At 39.4% G+C, this 16880-nt stretch carries 13 protein-coding genes; 12 read left to right on the top strand and 1 reads right to left on the bottom strand.

Going from position 1 to position 16880, the window contains the following annotated elements:
* Nucleotides 1-398: 398 nt before the first annotated feature.
* The 6 genes from AB5916_RS10520 to AB5916_RS10495 all read left to right on the top strand — a co-directional run bounded on the left by AB5916_RS10520 (nt 399) and on the right by AB5916_RS10495 (nt 6908).
* A complete protein-coding gene (locus AB5916_RS10520; protein WP_242856358.1) occupies nt 399-572 on the top strand; it encodes a hypothetical protein in 174 nt (57 codons plus the stop codon).
* An 81-nt stretch (nt 573-653) separates the two neighbouring features.
* Entirely contained in the window at nt 654-2243 is a 1590-nt protein-coding gene (locus AB5916_RS10515; RefSeq protein WP_215727216.1) for a recombinase family protein, read from the top strand.
* An 8-nt stretch (nt 2244-2251) separates the two neighbouring features.
* Nucleotides 2252-3832, top strand: a complete 1581-nt coding sequence (locus AB5916_RS10510; RefSeq protein ID WP_368190717.1) for a recombinase family protein — start codon at nt 2252-2254, stop codon at nt 3830-3832.
* A gap of 143 nt (nt 3833-3975) precedes the next feature.
* Entirely contained in the window at nt 3976-5211 is a 1236-nt protein-coding gene (locus tag AB5916_RS10505) for an ATP/GTP-binding protein (RefSeq protein ID WP_055058178.1), read from the top strand.
* Nucleotides 5204-5848, top strand: a complete 645-nt coding sequence (locus AB5916_RS10500; protein ID WP_055058177.1) for an RloB domain-containing protein — start codon at nt 5204-5206, stop codon at nt 5846-5848. The genes AB5916_RS10505 and AB5916_RS10500 overlap by 8 nt, the downstream gene beginning before the upstream one ends.
* A gap of 127 nt (nt 5849-5975) precedes the next feature.
* Nucleotides 5976-6908 (top strand): S8 family serine peptidase, encoded by a 933-nt coding sequence (locus AB5916_RS10495; RefSeq protein WP_368190715.1) that lies wholly within the window; start codon nt 5976-5978, stop codon nt 6906-6908.
* Here AB5916_RS10495 and AB5916_RS10490 read toward each other — a convergent pair.
* Entirely contained in the window at nt 6860-7603 is a 744-nt protein-coding gene (locus AB5916_RS10490; protein WP_368190714.1) for an SDR family NAD(P)-dependent oxidoreductase, read from the bottom strand. The two genes, AB5916_RS10495 and AB5916_RS10490, sit on opposite strands and share 49 nt — an antisense overlap.
* Nucleotides 7604-7820: 217 nt before the next feature.
* Here AB5916_RS10490 and AB5916_RS10485 point away from each other — a divergent pair, with 217 nt between their 5' ends.
* From AB5916_RS10485 to AB5916_RS10460, 6 genes are all read left to right on the top strand, one after another.
* Entirely contained in the window at nt 7821-8861 is a 1041-nt protein-coding gene (locus AB5916_RS10485; RefSeq protein WP_368190713.1) for a MerR family transcriptional regulator, read from the top strand.
* 118 nt (nt 8862-8979) lie between these two features.
* Nucleotides 8980-9360: a 4Fe-4S binding protein gene (locus tag AB5916_RS10480; RefSeq protein WP_158422586.1), complete on the top strand. Its 381-nt coding sequence runs from the start codon at nt 8980-8982 to the stop codon at nt 9358-9360.
* A 156-nt stretch (nt 9361-9516) separates the two neighbouring features.
* Nucleotides 9517-12069 carry a LuxR C-terminal-related transcriptional regulator gene (locus AB5916_RS10475; RefSeq protein WP_368190711.1) on the top strand — a complete coding sequence of 851 codons (2553 nt, stop codon included), beginning with the start codon at nt 9517-9519 and terminating at the stop codon, nt 12067-12069.
* An 87-nt stretch (nt 12070-12156) separates the two neighbouring features.
* Entirely contained in the window at nt 12157-13413 is a 1257-nt protein-coding gene (locus tag AB5916_RS10470) for a hypothetical protein (RefSeq protein ID WP_368190709.1), read from the top strand.
* 75 nt (nt 13414-13488) lie between these two features.
* Entirely contained in the window at nt 13489-15333 is a 1845-nt protein-coding gene (locus tag AB5916_RS10465) for a sensor histidine kinase (RefSeq protein WP_368190708.1), read from the top strand.
* Nucleotides 15330-16868, top strand: a complete 1539-nt coding sequence (locus AB5916_RS10460; RefSeq protein ID WP_368190706.1) for a response regulator — start codon at nt 15330-15332, stop codon at nt 16866-16868. Before AB5916_RS10465 ends, AB5916_RS10460 begins: the two co-directional genes overlap by 4 nt.
* Nucleotides 16869-16880: the final 12 nt, after the last annotated feature.

Here is a 16880-nt window from a genome sequence, read left to right as displayed (position 1 = left end):
CCATAAAATCTTCAAATAATTCGTATAAAAAATCAGGCTGACTCATTTGATTACTTTCGCTGATATGATTTTTTAAGTAGGTGCTGATAGATGAAAAATCGCATCGATCCAAAAGCAATTCCCCTTTCGTATTTCGTAAATTTTTGATGGTTGTACTGAATTTTTTTAATTATAACACGAACATAAGTTCTGGACAATAGAACATTGGTGCAAAATATGAATAAACGCAACTAAAAAATACTCAATTTGCTGTCAATTTCAATTCAATGTGGTTTATACAATAAGAATTTAGAATATAATCAGGCTTTCGAAAGCTGAATTCAATTCATACAGAACTTTTGTACAATCCTGCCGGCATAGGATGTAAAGAAGTCTGTATGTTGAAGGAGGCATATAGCATGAATACACGGTTTAGTTCTGGGAATATAGAAAATCTGGAAGCAGAAAAAGAAATCCAGAAAGAAGCTGTAAGCTACGAACATGCAGGATATCAGGTTCGAGTCCACTTTAATGGCGATAAAACGTTATCACAATGCATTCAGAATCTGGCAGAACGAAAAATTGCAGGTTGATTTTCTATGATTCCTATTGTAAGATAAAGACAATGAAAGACAATGACTATGTAAGACAAATGAAAAGAGGGGAAGAATAGAATGTATCAGGCAGGAATTTATTGCCGTGTTTCTATTGAGGAGCAAAACAAAGAGGGTGAATACAGCAACAGTATTCACTCTCAGATCCAGATGGCAAGGGATTATATTGCAGAACAGAATGATATTACAGAAGCAAGAGTTTATGCAGATGATGGATTTTCCGGAAGCAATTTTGACAGAACAGAATTCAGAAGAATGCTGGCAGATATTGAACTGGGGACGATCAATATGGTGATTTTCAAGGATGTATCACGACTTGGAAGAGAGCATATTGATACCAATTATTATCTGGGCAAATATTTTCCTGAGAAACGGATTCGAGTAGTTTCTCTTTTGGATAATTACGATTCAATGGTCAGTACTTATGATGAGCTGCTGGAAATTAAAACTTTATTTAATGACATGTATCTGCGAGATACATCCAGAAAGATAAAAACTACAATCCAAACGAAAAGAAGCATGGGTGAATACACACCGAAACAACCACCGTTTGGTTATATAAAGAGCGAGACAGTTCATAATCATCTGGAAGTTGATCCTTATGCCGCAGAGGTAGTTGGAAGAATATACAAGATGTATCGAAATGGATTTGGCTGTAGTGTAATCTGTCGGGTTTTAAATGAGGATCAGATTCCCTGCCCGGCAAAATATAAAAAAGAAGTTTTAAAAAACGGTTATGCCTGGGACGTGGGTAAAGGATTATGGACACCGGCTACTGTGCGTGGGATTCTGAAGAATCCGATCTATACCGGTGCCGTTGTAATCAGAAAATCTAACAGACCATCTTATAAACTTAAATATAAAAAGGCAATTCCATTGGAAGAAATGGAATTGGTACCAGATGCACATGAAGCAATTGTTTCCAAAGAAGAATTTGATCAAGTTCAGCAGATCAGACAGGAACGACGAATTTCGTATTTTGACAGAAATAAGGAACCACATAAGTATGTAGGATTACTGTTTTGTGGAAAATGCAAAACCGCTATGCGTAAGAGATATCTGGCATCACATAATGGTTATGATGGATATATGTGCGGTTTCCATCAAAAGATGGGGAAGAATTACTGTGAACTGAATCATATTACGTTTGAAAAACTGGATGAATTAGTGGTGTTTGCTATCAATCAACAGTTGAAACAAATGCGCACAGATCTGAAAAATCTGGAAACTCAGATTGGGCAAAGAAAGCCGGAAGTAGATAGTAAAATTACCCGTTTGCAGGCAAAAATAGAGCGAAATACAGAATACAGGAAACGGGCATATGAACAACTCATGGATGAAATTCTTTCCAAGGAAGAATTTCTGGAATTAAAGCAGATGTATGAAAATGAGAATCGACAATATCAGAAAGAACTGGAAAAGCTGAAGCAGGAAGAACAGAAACAGCAGACTGCTGTGAATACGACAAAGGTATGGCTGAACAATTTTAGTCGGGGAAAACTGACGGTAAAACAGTTGACCAGAGAAGTACTTGAAGAACTGATTAATAAAATTTATGTTTATCCGGATCAGAAGATAGACATTTATTTTAAGTTTGCTTCGGAGAATAATTCAGTGGATGTAACAATACAGAAAGATGGGGTGATGTGATGTATCAGATGGCTGCATATTGTCGTCTGTCAAAGGATGACGGGGAGAATAAAATCAGTGAGAGTATTGAGAATCAGATGAAGTTGATTCGAGAATATGTAGGTAAGTCAAATGATCTGGAAATCGCTGATATTTATATTGATGATGGTTATTCCGGACTTTATTTTGCAAACAGACCGGAATTTCAGCGGATGATGGAAGATATTTACAAAGGAAAAATACAGGGTGTGATTACAAAAGATATTTCCCGTCTTGGACGTGAGCATATTGAGACAAGTAATTACATAGAGCGTGTTTTTCCATCGTTGGGAGTCCGATACATTGCAATTCTGGATGGCGTGGATTCTGCTCATCACAGTAATGAAGAACTGGCACAGTTTAAGACGCTGTTTAATGATATGTACAGTCGTGATATATCCAAGAAGATCAGGGGAGCCCTCTCTGCACAGAAAAAACGTGGGCAGTTTATGTCGGGCTTTGCTCCGTATGGCTATATGAAAGATCCGGCAGATAAGCATCATTTTCTTATTGATGAAGAAGCTGCCAAGGTAGTTCGGAGAATCTTTTATATGAGTTTGGCGGGATATTCCAGAGATGGTATTGCGAGAAAGCTGAATCAGGAAGGTATTATGACACCATCAGAGTATAAAAGAAAGGTTCAGGGATTGAACTATACGAATGCTTTGGAAAAATCCGGCGGAAAAGGATGGGCGTATCCTACGATCAATGTGATTTTACGAAACAGAGTTTATACAGGTGCTATGGTACAGCATAAGTCAGAAAAAATATCATATAAAGTGGAAAAATACTATTACATTCCAGAGGAACAACAATATATTGTTGAGGGAATGCATGAAGCAATTATCAGCAAGGATACTTTTGAACAGGTACAGGAAATTATGAAGAAAAGAACAAGAACACCGGGCTTTCACAGTGAAGTGAGAAAGGTGAATCCGTACGCAGGAATTCTTGTCTGTGGGGACTGTGGATATAATCTTCAGCGTGTTACCTGCAGGGATGGCTATGAGTGTGGAACTTACCATAAAAAGGGAAACACAATTTGTTATTCTCATTTTATTAAGAAAGAGATACTGGATTTCATTGTAATAAATGAAATCCAGAGACAGGCGGAACTGGCACTGAAAGAAAGTGATAAGGATGAAATACTAAAGGCAGCAGACCGCAGAAAGGAGGTGCAGAGACGATGTGCAGAAGCGGAACAGCAGATAGAACAACTGCAAAAAGAGCTTGCAGCAGTTCAGAAATACAAAAAGAAGACGTATGAGAATTATGTGGATGGTGTTCTGGACAAAGAAGAATATCTTTCCTATAAAGCAGAATATGAAAAGCAGGATAAAGTTATCAGAGAGAAAATCCAGATGGCAGAACAGGAAAAAGACAGCTTTGGAGAGGCAGAAGAATCCTATGAGAACTGGATAGAGAAATTTATTAAATATGGAACGCTATCCGAAGTGACGCGAGAAATTGTGACAGAATTGATTGAGAAAATTGTTGTGAACGGAGATAAGAGCATTGATATTGTATTTAAGTATCAATCCCCTTATCCAGTTGAGAAAAGGGCAGTGTAATATACGGAAATATATTAAACTATATTGCGAAGTATGAATAAAAACGGAGATTAAAACAAAAAAATGTTTTGTTACAAGAATATAATTGATTTTAACTGGAAAAATAGTATAATAAAAACAAAAATAAAATTTGGAGGTGCTAAATGCTATTATCGTATAAGTTTAATAATTTTTGTTCTTTCGATGAAAATGCAGAGTTTGAGTTACTTGCACCGAGTAATAAGGTGAAAAATCGTTTTCCAGATAATTATGTAGTAACAGATGCAGGGTATGATGTATTGAAAGTAGCAGTTGTAATTGGTGAAAATGCAGGAGGAAAAACTAATTTTATTAATAGTCTTTCATATTTAAAAAGTATGTTTGAAGATACTAAAGCAAAGCATTCATATCGTCCGTTAATTAACGTTAATAACTTAAAATCAGAGTGTCCTGCTCAAAGCAATACAAAGCAAGAATTTGATATTTGTATTATCGGAAAAAGTGAACTAATATATCATTATAATCTACAAATTGATGAATTTTGTATTGTAGAAGAGAAACTTACTTATAGAAGCAAAAAAAGTAATCAGGAAAAAGTGGTTATTCATGTAAAAAGAGAACAGTTAAATAGAATGGAAGAAAAAAAATCTATTGCGGCTTCATATGATTTAAATATGGATAATTGCGATGAAAACGTTAAAAAAATTTTGGATCAGTCTTTTTTTAACAAAGGAGAATTAGGCCTTTTTGTATCTAAACTGGCTATTTTGGGAGACATGTATGCAATCGAGTTTGTTAATTGGATGAACGAAGAATTGATAGTAGAAAGTAAAAATTTTAACTACTATCTTTACAAGAACCTCCAAACGCAAGATGACGATTTGAGAATCATAAAAGATAATCGCTTCTTAGATATATTGAGAATGGTAGACTACAGTATTTGCAATATTGAAATTGACGATGAAAAACCTTTTAGAAAAACCAAAGTTGTTAGAAAAATGAAAAATGGAAAATATTTTTCAAGAGAACTTGGCATGGATTCTGGAGGAGTTGGAGAATTTTTTGCATGGGCAGTTCAACTTTTTAGGGTTGTATATGAGGATAAAACAGTTTTTGCAGATGAAATGGATCGGGTTATCAATCCTATTTTGGCTGAGAGAATTGTTGCATTTATTAATGGAAACAAGCACCGGGGACAGTTCATTTTTTCAAGTCATAATATCTTACATTTGGATTTAAAGAATTATATGAAAGAACAAATTTATTTCGTGACAAAAAATCGGGATACCCTTAATTCTGAATTGTATTCTTTGGCAGATTTTCCAGAGATAAGATATGAAACAACAAAGATATATGAATTTTATATGAAGGGGATTTTAGGAGGCACTGCGTTTGAGTAGGGAAAAAAGAAAGCTAAGAAAAAAATTTATTGTATTCTGTGAGGGCGATACAGAGTACAATTATATTGATACAATGCGATTAAATCAAGGCGTAGAACTAGCACTTAAACCAATTAATATGCATGGTGGCGGGTATTCGAACTTTTTAGAAGTGATAAAAAAAGAAGCTAATAATAATTGTTTGGCGAAATTTATTGTTATTGATTATGATCGTGTAAAAAAACACCCAGGAGAGTTGGCAAAGCTAAAAGAAATAATAGAATACTGTAAGTTGCAAAATAGTAATAAAAGGATTCCTCATTTTCTTATATTAGATAACCCTGATTTCGAGTATATTGCGTGTTTGCATATCCTTGAATATCAAGGACAGGATGTAAAAAAATTTATAGAGCAGACGTTGGGATTTAAAAATATTGATAATTTTAAGGCTAAAAAAGACGTTTATGAATATCTTAATACAAAAGGAAATTCATATAACATTATGTTGGACAGGTTAAAAGAATATATTGTTAAAAACAGTTATAATATTAATAAGTCAAATTTTGATATTCGAATAACAAAGACGGACGTGATTTGGGATAATGAAAATAAAAGGGGATCAAATATAAGGGAAATGTTTGAGATTATTGATTGGTAGGAATATATTTACATGGGAAGACTGATATTCTGCAAAGATTTGCGGTATATCAGTCTTATAATTTATGTTTATGGTAGTAGATGAAAAAATCCCTTAGTTATAATGGTCACATAAGGGCGATTCTTTATTGGAAACCTATCTGGACAGTGTATCTGCTATGGGCAGAAACGTGATCTGTACAGGAATGGGGAATAATGGAGATGATGCCCTGCATTTTGGAGGAAAACTGGAAAACAGAGAGATCCAGGAGATCGAATTGGGAATTGGGCCTTATGAACCTGCATTAAATCTGCAATTATGGAAGGCATATGAGGATGAAATAAAGATTTATGTGGAAAACCCATCAGGAATCCGCATAGGGCCGTTGGAAGAACGGATGGGAGCGCAAAGATGGCGGGCCGGAAATACAAATTTGCTGATCTATTATGGAAAACCGGCTCCCTATCATGTGACTCAGGAAATTTATTTTGAATTTCTGCCTGATGCTCTTTATGTGGACAGTGGTGTGTGGAAGCTTGTTTTACAAGGAATAAATGTAAAGAATGGTGATTATTTTCTATGGCTTCCAGGTGGGAAAACCCTGAATCCGGGAACTGGCTTCTATCTGCCAAGAGTACATGGAACGCTTACCATACCAGCCACTGCCAGGCGTCTGATCAGCGTGGGTGCATATGATTCCAGGCTTTTGTCATATGCCGCCTTTTCCGGAAGGGGAAGCAGTGAACTTCCATATGGAAAACCGGATCTGACAGCACCTGGTGTGGGTATAACCGCCCCCAGGACTGGCGGAGACTATGGAAGCTATACAGGAACTTCCTTTGCTGTTCCCTTTGTTTCCGGATCAGCTGCGCTTCTGATGGAATGGGGAATCATAAAAGGCAATGATCCATATCTGTATGGGGAAAAAGTAAAAGCATACCTGCGCCGCGGCGCCAGACCCCTGCCAGAGTATAAACAATATCCGAATTATGAGGTGGGGTGGGGAGCACTCTGCGTAACGCAGAGTCTTCCTCAGGAGCGCATTGCACCGTCAACTGACAGGATTTCCCCTGTGACGTAGCTGGCCATATCACTTGCCAGGAACAGAAATGCATTAGCGACATCTTCAGTTTCACCGATTCTGCGCAGAGGAATCCGGTTGATCAGCGGCTGAATCATTTCTTTTGGGAGTGCGGCTACCATATCGGTTCTGGTGATTCCAGGAGCTACAGCGTTCACGCGGATATGGAAAGGCCCCAATTCCCTGGCAAGAGACCAGGTAAGACCATTCACAGCGCATTTGCTGGTTGGGTAGGCAACCCCGCTGGGCTGTCCACAGATACTTACCATGGAGCTGGTATTCAGAATACAGCCGCCGCCCTGCTGCTTCATGATCTCCACCACCGGAAGGATCCCGTTCATTACAGCATTTACATTCAGATCCATGATTTTGGAAAAATGATCGGCAGTATATTTCTCAATAGATGCACTGTCAGAAATACCAGCATTGTTTACCAGAATGTCAATTCTGCCATATTTATCTTTGATCTTGGACATTTCAGCTGTCATGGAGTCAGCATCCGTCAGGGTTGGCCATGCACCGGAAACTTCCCAGTTCTCATTTTTCTCTTTTAAGGAAGCCACCGCTTTTGTTACTGTTTCCTGCCGGGAGCCGAATAATACTACAGTTGCTCCATTTTGTAAAAATTTTTCTACCACAGCATAGCCAATTCCGCGAGTTCCACCTGTGACAATTGCAACTTTATTTTTTAACATAATTTATCACCTCATCTTAGATTTTTCTTGATTTTATTATAGTGGGTGCAGTTGGTGGATAGTCAATGTTAAATTATTCACAAAAAGTTTCATCTCAATTCCCTTTGACGGAATTGATTTCAGGTGAATTTTACAAATTTTATAGATTTCTTTTGGTACACAAGGTATAATAAATAAAAAAAGCGTACACCAGGTGAACACTTTTGAGGAGATCAGGATGAGAATACAGGAAGTAATTCAAAAAACAGGTTTATCGCGGCGGACCATTTATTATTATATTGATCAGAATATGATCACTCCCCGTGTCAATCCCACAAACGGATATCATGATTTTTCAGAAAAAGATATACAGAAGCTTTTTCTCATCCGTAAATTGAGAGAAGCAGATCTTCCGCTGGCAGATATCCGCTCTATATTGAAGCAGCCTCGCACAACGCCATTTTACTTGCATAAGCAGTTGAATGTTTTGCAGAAGCAGCTGATGTCTATCCAGAAGGCAATCAGTGAGATGGATCGTCTGGCCAGCCAGCTGCCTGTTTGTCAGTCTCTGGATCAATTGACAGATATGCTTGAGGAAACCCATTTTCATCCAGATGATTCGGTCAGGTATCAGATGAAAACCAGAGATGCCCAGCTGCTGGCCCAGTATCTTTGGATGGCTTATCTTGACACACCTGTGACAGAATATCAGCAGTTTCTTTGGCAAAAGATCACTAATCATACTCTGGAACATGCGGAAACGGATCTGAAAACCATGTCACGGTATCTGCAATCTCTTTCACCTGAGCAAATTGATGCAACCAATATTAATCAATATTTCCGTAACCAGAAAATTATTTCCCTGACGGAAGCAGAGTATCCGAATTTTGTAGAAGAATTGAAGCACTCCCTTCTTGCATTTGCGTCAGATTCATTGCAGCAGGAAAAATGGAATCTTCTGTACCAGCCGGTTATTCATCCGGTAGCACTTTTCTGTGTTTCATCTAGTGGATGGATGCGGGAATTTCATCCTGCATACCGACGTTATTACGAAAATACCCACACCTGCTGTCGGATGCTGAAACATTTTATGGACAGTCCCCAAGGAAATGATCTGAAAATAACCCTGGATAAAGCACTTCATGGAAACTGCGATGTACGTACCGGGTATTATGGTGAACTGGAAGTTGCAGCAACCTTTCACAAAAGTATTTATGCGCTGCTGACGCCGGAAGAGATCCGAGCATTTCTGTCAGAGGAAGGAATACAAGGAAGTTGAATAACTGGAATCTGTGGTGGATTTCATTGTACGGTCACTGTTATCAGCAGATATGTTTTTATTGAGAAATTTTTACATTAATGTTAAAATAATAGAAAAAAACACGGAGGATTACATCATGAAGAAACTGAAAGTTAAAAAGGGCAGTACCTGTATGGCATGTCTGGAATGTGTACGTGCCTGTTCAGAGGCATTTTATAAGGAATTTGATCCAGACAAAGCATGTCTTCAGATTACAGAAAAAAAGACTGTTCGTCCAGTAGCATGTCCACAATGTGGAAAATGTGCAGAGGCATGTCCAGAAGGAGCGATCACACAGAACGCAAAAGGCGTATATATGATCAACAAGAAGAAATGTACTGGCTGCGGCAAATGTGCAGAAGCATGTCCGTTTGGCCTGATTGTAAAGACAGAAGGCAATCCGGCATCCAAGTGTATTGCCTGCGGTATCTGTGCAAAAGCATGTCCAATGGATGTACTTGAGGTTGTAGAAGAATAATTAAAAACTAAAAAAAATCAACGAGGCGCTTCCTCTGGAAATAACCAGGGCAGGCGCCTTGTTTTATAAATATTCAGGTATGACCAGAGAAGGCTTGCTTAAAGAGAGGAAAGACCTGTATAATAGAAAAAAAGAAATACAAAAGGACTAAAAAGGTTGAAGAAAGATTTTAGGAATATATACATATCAGATTATTTAAAGAACAGTCTGGTCCTTATCTCACAATGTGTGATGACTACTGTAACAGCGCCTATGGGATATGGGAAGACAACAGCCGTAAGCTGGTATCTGGCAAGAATGGAAAAAAAGAAAAACACAGATGTAATTAGGATCAGCACCTATTCTGACAGCCTGCCTGTTTTCTGGAAGAGTGTGCAAAGCGCTTTTTCCTATGCCGGCTATGATATGCTGGATGACTGTGAATGCCCTACAGATGAAGCGTCAGCAGCATTTTTATCAGAGCTGCTCTGTCGTACCTTAAAAGGAGAAACGGACAGTTATATTTTTATTGATGATTTTCATTTGCTGGCAAACAGGAAGGCTGCGGATTATCTTGGAGAACTTGGCAGCAGGCTTCCGGAAAATGTACATTTGATCATATCCAGCCGTGAGCAGATCTTTTCTGACAGAATAGTTATCCGGCTTGGACGAAATCTAAATCAGATCAGCTTGCGCCATTTGCGTCTGAACGAGAAGGAGCTAATGGTTTATGCGCAAAAATGCGGGATGGAACTAAGTGAACAGCAGCTGGATAAGCTGTTTAGATCCAGCGAGGGATGGTTTTCAGCTGTTTATCTGAATTTTTGCTATTTAGAGGAATATGGTACTTTTCCAGATAAAAAGGCAGATATTTATAAAATGCTTGTATCTACCATGATCCGGCCTTTAACTGAGGAGCAGCAGAATTTTCTGGCGGTGATGGGACTGGCAGATGAATTTACCGCAGAGATGGCAAGGACAGTTACAGACATGGAGAATGCAGAAGATATTCTTTCCTCTATGACAGAAAAAAATGCCTTTGTCAGCTATTTTGCGGACCGTAGTATTTTCCGCTTTCATCATATGATGAAGGAGTGCGCAGAGCAGCTGTTTTCATCATTTGAGAAGGAAAAGCAGACTCTGTACCTGAATCGCTATGGAGCCTGGTATGAGGATAAAGGGCTGTACATCCATGCCCTGTCTTCCTATAAGAAGAGTGGTAATTTTCATGCAATGCTTCAAGTGATACAAAAGGATGCAGGGATTTTGCTGGCATCATTGAAGCCAGAGACTGTGGAAGAGCTGCTTGTAGAATGCCCTGAGGAGATTTTAAAAGAACACCCCTTTGCTATTCTGGTTCTGATGCGAAGTATGTTTAACTGGAAAAAGATTCCTCAAATGATGAAATTAAAAGAAATACTGCTTCAGTCGGTGGAAGAGCATACAGAAATGACCAGAGAAGAACGTGGAAATCTGTTAGGGGAATGCGATCTTATCTTAAGCTTTCTGATGTACAATGATATTTCCAAAATGAGCCAGCTGCATCGCAGCGCAAGCGCCCAGATGTCACGTCCTGCCATCAGTATTCAAAGTAATGGTGGATGGACGTTTGGTTCTCCGTCTGTCCTTATGATGTTTCACAGGGACGCAGGCAGCCTGGATCAGGAGTTGAAGGAAATGAATGAGTGTATGCCTCATTACTACAAGATTACCAATGGACATGGGCAGGGTGCGGAAATGCTGATGGCTGCAGAAGCAAAATATATGCAGGGACATATGGTGGATGCACAGATAGAACTGGAGCAGGTTTATTCGCATATTGAAGGAAACAATCAGGAAAATATAAGACTGTGCTGCGATTTTCTTGCATTAAGGCTGGCTCTTTTGGCAGGCTTTTCAGTCAGGCAGACCATAGAGCAAAGACGGGAAGAGATTCTTAAAAGGCATAATACAGCATGGCTGAATCTTTTTGACAGTGCATGTGGATATTATTATGCGTTAGCAGGTGTTAATGATCGGATTCCCTCTCTTTTTCGTGAGCATATGCTTTATCAGGTGAACTTTCTGGCACCAGGCAGGCCTATGATGGAGATGATTGAGAATCAGGTTTATCTGGCCCAGGGAGAATATATTAAGGTGATCGGGAAAAGTGATACTCTTTTGGAAATGTGCCGGAATTTTCATTATGGACTTGTAGCGTTATATATTGAGATTCAGACAGCAGCAGCCTATGAGCAGCTTGGAAAGCGTGAAAAAGCCAGAAGGTGTATTTCACAGGCCTTTAAGGAAGCGATTCCGGATCAGCTCCTGATGCCTTTTGCAGAGAATTATCCCTATATATCGGAGTTGCTGAGAGAAAGACTGCTGCTTGCAGAGAAGCGGCAGGAAAGCGGATCATATAAAGAAACGATGACATTTGCAGAAGCAGCCCCGGCAAAGGAAATGCAGTTTATCAAGCGGATTATAGGGCTTGGAGAAGGCTTTGAACGGCAAAGGGAAATGCTTTGTAAAGAGGCAGCCTATCCTGCACAATTTGGTATTCTCACACAGCAGGAGCTGAGGATCGTAGAACTGATGTCAGAACGGTTAACTAATAAGGAGATTGCGGTTCAGATGTTTTTATCTGAGGGGACCATCAAGCAATATATTAATCAGATTTATTCCAAACTTCATATTGAAGGGGATACCCGGATTAAAAGAAAAAAGCTTTTGGATCAGCTAAACATGTAATTAACCAATAGTTAATTGCTTTTCAGTAAGACTCACCGTATGCTTAATATATGATGAGTTTTTTCTGTATACGGGGAGGAGAAAATTATGCTCAAAAGAAAGAAAATATTCGCAATATGTGCGGCAACATTTATTCTGGCGCCTGTAGCTGTCTATGCATCAGACGCACCTACAGATGAAGGTCAGTATATCTGGCAGGATGAGAACGGAGATTTCTGGTATCGCAATGGTACAGAAGACGAATATATCGGGGAAGGGAATTACGGACAGGATCCTGACAGCGGAGAATGGATGGAAGCCAATAATGCAGGATGGACAGAAGAGGAAGGCTATTTTGAGCCACATTATCACTATGATGGAAAGGGTGGTGTGTGGTTTGAACAGGGGGACGATGATTACTATATCGGATCCACAGACCAGTATTATATTGATGATAATGGACAGCTTTGTGAAATCTCAGGGAAGGCATCAGGAGATCATGGAGCAGACACAGCGTCGGAGACGTCAGCCGGTGATTCAGAGGATCAGGAAGCAGAAAAAACAGGAGAGCTTTACATGCTGGCAGATTTCAAACTGCAAGATACGATCATGGAATCTATGCCAGATGGTAAATTAGGTTATTCAGAGATTCGTTCTGTCAATGAAAATAAAAGCATGGCGGTTCTTTTAAAAGTAAAAAATGAACCTGAAAATACCGTTTCCACACCAGAGGATTTCATGGCAGAATATTACCCGGGCAATGGATCTATTGCTTATGAAGAAGCCATGACGATAGCATCCTATCCTGCAATGCGCTATCAATACAAGGGCTCCATCAATGATGAGGACCGGGAAATTGATGCTCTGGTATGCCTGACAGATGACTATTCCTTTGGCTTATTTATTCTGACAGAGCCTAAGGATTATGACGATAATATTAAAAAGGCAAATGTGGAACTGATTAAAACAGCAGATCTGATATATGCAGAACGGATAGATATGGCCAGTACAGATTTTTTTCAGGTACTTACCCCGGAAAGATGGAAATATCTTTGCCATTATGAGACAGAAGAAACGGAAAACGGTGGCTATAAGCTGATTTATTATTGTGAAGACGTACCAGTGCTCACATTGGAGGTTCGGGTCTATGATGGGACGGATCAGCCTCTTGACAGTGTATGGCAAGGCTATCTTGGACGGATTGAAGCTTTGGATGGCAAGCAGTATGACCTGACAGCAACCATTAGTCAGTATTCTGAGGATGCCTCCGATGACTGGAAGGAAATGTATAACACCTATGAAGAAGTAATTAATGGAATCCGGGCCATTGACGGGTGCGTCCTCAGGGAAGGAAGCCACCTATAAACAATAGAATATTTAGCATTATGTGGTCAGCCTGTGAAAGCAGGCTGACTTTTTATATCAACTGGAAAAAAACAGTTGAAGAAACCAACTTTTTGTGTATATGATGATACCAGAAAAGTCGAATACAAAAGAAATGAGGGGACAGAGGATATGCTGAAGAAAATCAAAGATAAATACCATAGTCTGTCACTGGCAAAAAAAATTTCATTTACCAGTATTATGATTATCGTGCTCTCCATCTTTGTACTGACAGTTGTTGTGCAGTTTTTCTTTGAAAAATCCGTGCTGGAGATCACAGGTGAAGGGTACAGACAGAAATTTGACGTTGCATCAAAGAGCAGCCAGAAGATTTTGGAGGATGGAGAAAGAATCACTAAGGTTTTGCTTACAGATAAGTCTGTGCAGGAGTGGCTTCTGGAGGAAGAGTCAGATGAAGCTAAAAGACTTCGTCAGAAGTTACAAGTGGAACAGAGGCTGGATTACCTGGATGCTCTTTATCCGGAAGATCAGTACAGCAGCATTTCTGTATTTGATGAACAAGGAGATATGGTCAATTCCAACAGGATTCGGTCGAAAGCATCAGTGTATCGTCAGTTTTTTGACATTATTAAGGAAAAACAGGGAAAAAATAGATGGTTGGATCTGTATGAGTTGAATGTACCAGGATATCAGGAAACGGGCATTGCTTTTCTCCGTTATTTTCGGGATTATGCTACAGGAAAGATTAAAGGCTATATTATAGCGGAATACCGCTCTCCACTGTTGATCAGTAATTTTACTCATGTAAAATATGGAGAAACAGGAAGCTATCTGATCACAGATCAGAAAGGAAATGTAAAGATCGAGAATAATGAAGACAGCAAAAAAATGATCGAAAAAGAGTCATACTTTCAGTGGGCACTGACAGAGCCGCAAGGTGGGAAAGTGTTTCAGGTGGATGGGCAAAGATGCCTAGTGACCACAGATATGATTCCAAAGCTGGACTGGATGATGATAGGGATCACTCCTGTGGATGAACTAACCAAACAGGGGAAAAATATCGTCCGTATTTTGTATGTAGTGGGGGGTTGTGCGGTACTGATCAGTGGATATGTAAGTTTCCGTTTGGCTCATAGCGTGACAAAGCCGCTGACAAAGCTTTCACAGACAATGGAGAGGTTTGGAAAAGGGGATCTGTCGGTTCATGCACCTGTATGGTATCAGGATGAGATCGGTATGCTGTCAGAAGAATTTAATAAAATGACAGAACAGATTCAGAGGCTGGTGGAGCAGGTTTACAAAGAACAAAAGGAAAAACGAAAGTCAGAACTTGCTGCTCTGCAGGCACAGATCAATCCACATTTTCTTTATAACACATTAAGCAGCGTGTCATCCCTAATCAAAATGAATTGCACGGATGAGGCGTTTACCATGATCCATGCTATTGGAATGTTTTACCGCACTTCTTTAAGTGATGGTAAAACCCTGATTCCTGTGGAGCAGGAGATCACCAATATTGAAAATTATATTCAGATTCAGAAAGTACGTTACGGTGATAAAATTGATTATGAGATCCAAATTGATCCTGAAATCTACAGGGAATGGATCGTTAAGCTGACGCTGCAGCCGCTGGTGGAAAATTCCATTTACCATGGAGTAAAAGCCATGCGAAAAAAAGGACTGATCAGGATTCGGGGATGGAAGGAAGGTTGTCTGGTATATCTTCAGGTATCGGATAATGGAGCTGGAATCCCTGAAGATAAAATAGACAAGCTGCTTTTGGGCGACAGCGGTGGAAAAAGGTATTCTTACGGGCTGTATAATATACAACAAAGAATCCAGATTTATTTTGGCAAGGAATATGGGCTGCATATAGAAAGTCATGAAGGAGCAGGAACTTGTACCACAATTTGTATTCCGTCAGGGAGGAATGAGAAATGAAGGTTTTTATTGTAGATGATGAATTTTTACAGAGACAGCTGGTAAAAAAGACAGTGAATTGGGAGAAACTTGGACTGGAGATTGCCGGGGAAGCAGAGGATGGTGAGGAGGCACTGGATAAAATACTAGAAGAGAAACCGGATATTCTGATTATGGATATTAATATCCCCTACATCAACGGAATTCAGGTTTCGGAAAAAGTAAAACAGGTGTTGCCGGATACTCAGGTGATTATTCTTACTGCTTATGGGGAATTTGAATATGCAAAACAGGCGTTGTCCTTGGGAGCTGCAAGTTTTGTGTTGAAACCGGTAAATCCGGAGGAACTGACAGAGGAACTGATCAAGTGTAAGGAAAAGCTGGAAAAGATACACCATCAGAATAATTCTTTTCAGAAAATGCGAGAGGAGATCAACCAGCATCAAAAAGAACAGTATCTGCTGGAATGTCTGTCCGGCATCGGAGGCATGGAAAAAGAAGAAAGGATTCGTCAGATCCTGGGAATTCGGAAACCAGTGTGTTATGTGGTCCTCCTTCTACGCTTTCGGGATAAAGAGGGAAAAGAAAAACAGCTGGAAGAAATCGGGGATATGATGCAGGATTATTTCCCAGAGTATGAGTGCTTGGAGATCAACCAGCAGGATGCAGTATTTTTATTATATGGGGAGAACCAAATGGAATATCAGGTACAGCTTCTGGGGGGCTATCTGCAGGAGGAAATGAACCAGAGTGCTGTATTCTGGGGCGGAGCGAGTCAGCCCAGAACTGCTTTTACAGAATTAAAAGAGGCTTATCAGGAGGCTTATTCAGCAGGAAGAAAGGGAAGACAGCAAAAAAGAATTCATATTTTTGAACCAATGGACATGACCACGTTTCTGGGAATAATTTCATATGAATCAGAAACAATTAACAGTCTTTTGAAAAAACGATCATATCAGGAATATATGGACTGTGTGGAAGCATGTTTTGACCGGATGAAACAGGAAAATGTGACCCAACAGGCAGCCTATTATGTGGCGATGGATATACTGGTACATTTTTCTCTGTATTTGGCAGAAGTGGGAATCGATGTGGGAACCCAGGTAGAGGTGGATCAGCGAGCCTTGGCAAAATTACAGGATTACGGCAGTACAGAGGAAATACGGGACATCCTTTGGATGATCCTGGAAAGAGGACGCATTCTTTTGGAAAGCCATAAAGTGCCTGCAACCAGAAAAAAGGTATCAGATGCAAAAGAGTTTGTTGATCAAAATTTTTTCAGATTTGATATGAGTCTGAATTTAGTAGCAGATGCCATTGGAGTAAATGCCAGCTATCTCAGCAATATTTTTAAAAAGGAACAGGGCTGTTCATTAAGCAAATATATTACTTCCGTTCGGCTGGAAGAGGCAAGAAAAATGATCCGGAAGTATCCGGACAAAACTCTTCTTCAGATTTCTGAGGAAGTTGGATATGGAGACGTTTATTATTTCAGTAAGAGCTTTAAAAATCAGTATGGGATAACACCCTCAAAATATTTTGAGGAATCCAAATAATTTCCTGTCTGA

Origin of the sequence: Blautia sp. 1033sp1_1033st1_G9_1033SCRN_220408 (genome assembly GCF_040929965.1) — a bacterium.
GTDB lineage: Bacteria > Bacillota > Clostridia > Lachnospirales > Lachnospiraceae > Blautia_A > Blautia_A ammoniilytica.
This window is presented reverse-complemented; position numbering and strand designations above follow the sequence as displayed.

Excerpts from the sequence above, each read along its gene's own strand:
- AB5916_RS10520 (WP_242856358.1), top strand. The coding sequence starts at position 399 with ATGAATACACGGTTTAGTTCTGGGAATATAGAAAATCTGGAAGCAGAA.
- AB5916_RS10515 (WP_215727216.1), top strand. The coding sequence starts at position 654 with ATGTATCAGGCAGGAATTTATTGCCGTGTTTCTATTGAGGAGCAAAAC.
- AB5916_RS10510 (WP_368190717.1), top strand. The coding sequence starts at position 2,252 with ATGGCTGCATATTGTCGTCTGTCAAAGGATGACGGGGAGAATAAAATC.
- AB5916_RS10505 (WP_055058178.1), top strand. The coding sequence starts at position 3,976 with ATGCTATTATCGTATAAGTTTAATAATTTTTGTTCTTTCGATGAAAAT.
- AB5916_RS10490 (WP_368190714.1), bottom strand. The coding sequence starts at position 7,603 with ATGTTAAAAAATAAAGTTGCAATTGTCACAGGTGGAACTCGCGGAATT.
- AB5916_RS10485 (WP_368190713.1), top strand. The coding sequence starts at position 7,821 with ATGAGAATACAGGAAGTAATTCAAAAAACAGGTTTATCGCGGCGGACC.
- AB5916_RS10480 (WP_158422586.1), top strand. The coding sequence starts at position 8,980 with ATGAAGAAACTGAAAGTTAAAAAGGGCAGTACCTGTATGGCATGTCTG.
- AB5916_RS10470 (WP_368190709.1), top strand. The coding sequence starts at position 12,157 with ATGCTCAAAAGAAAGAAAATATTCGCAATATGTGCGGCAACATTTATT.
- AB5916_RS10460 (WP_368190706.1), top strand. The coding sequence starts at position 15,330 with ATGAAGGTTTTTATTGTAGATGATGAATTTTTACAGAGACAGCTGGTA.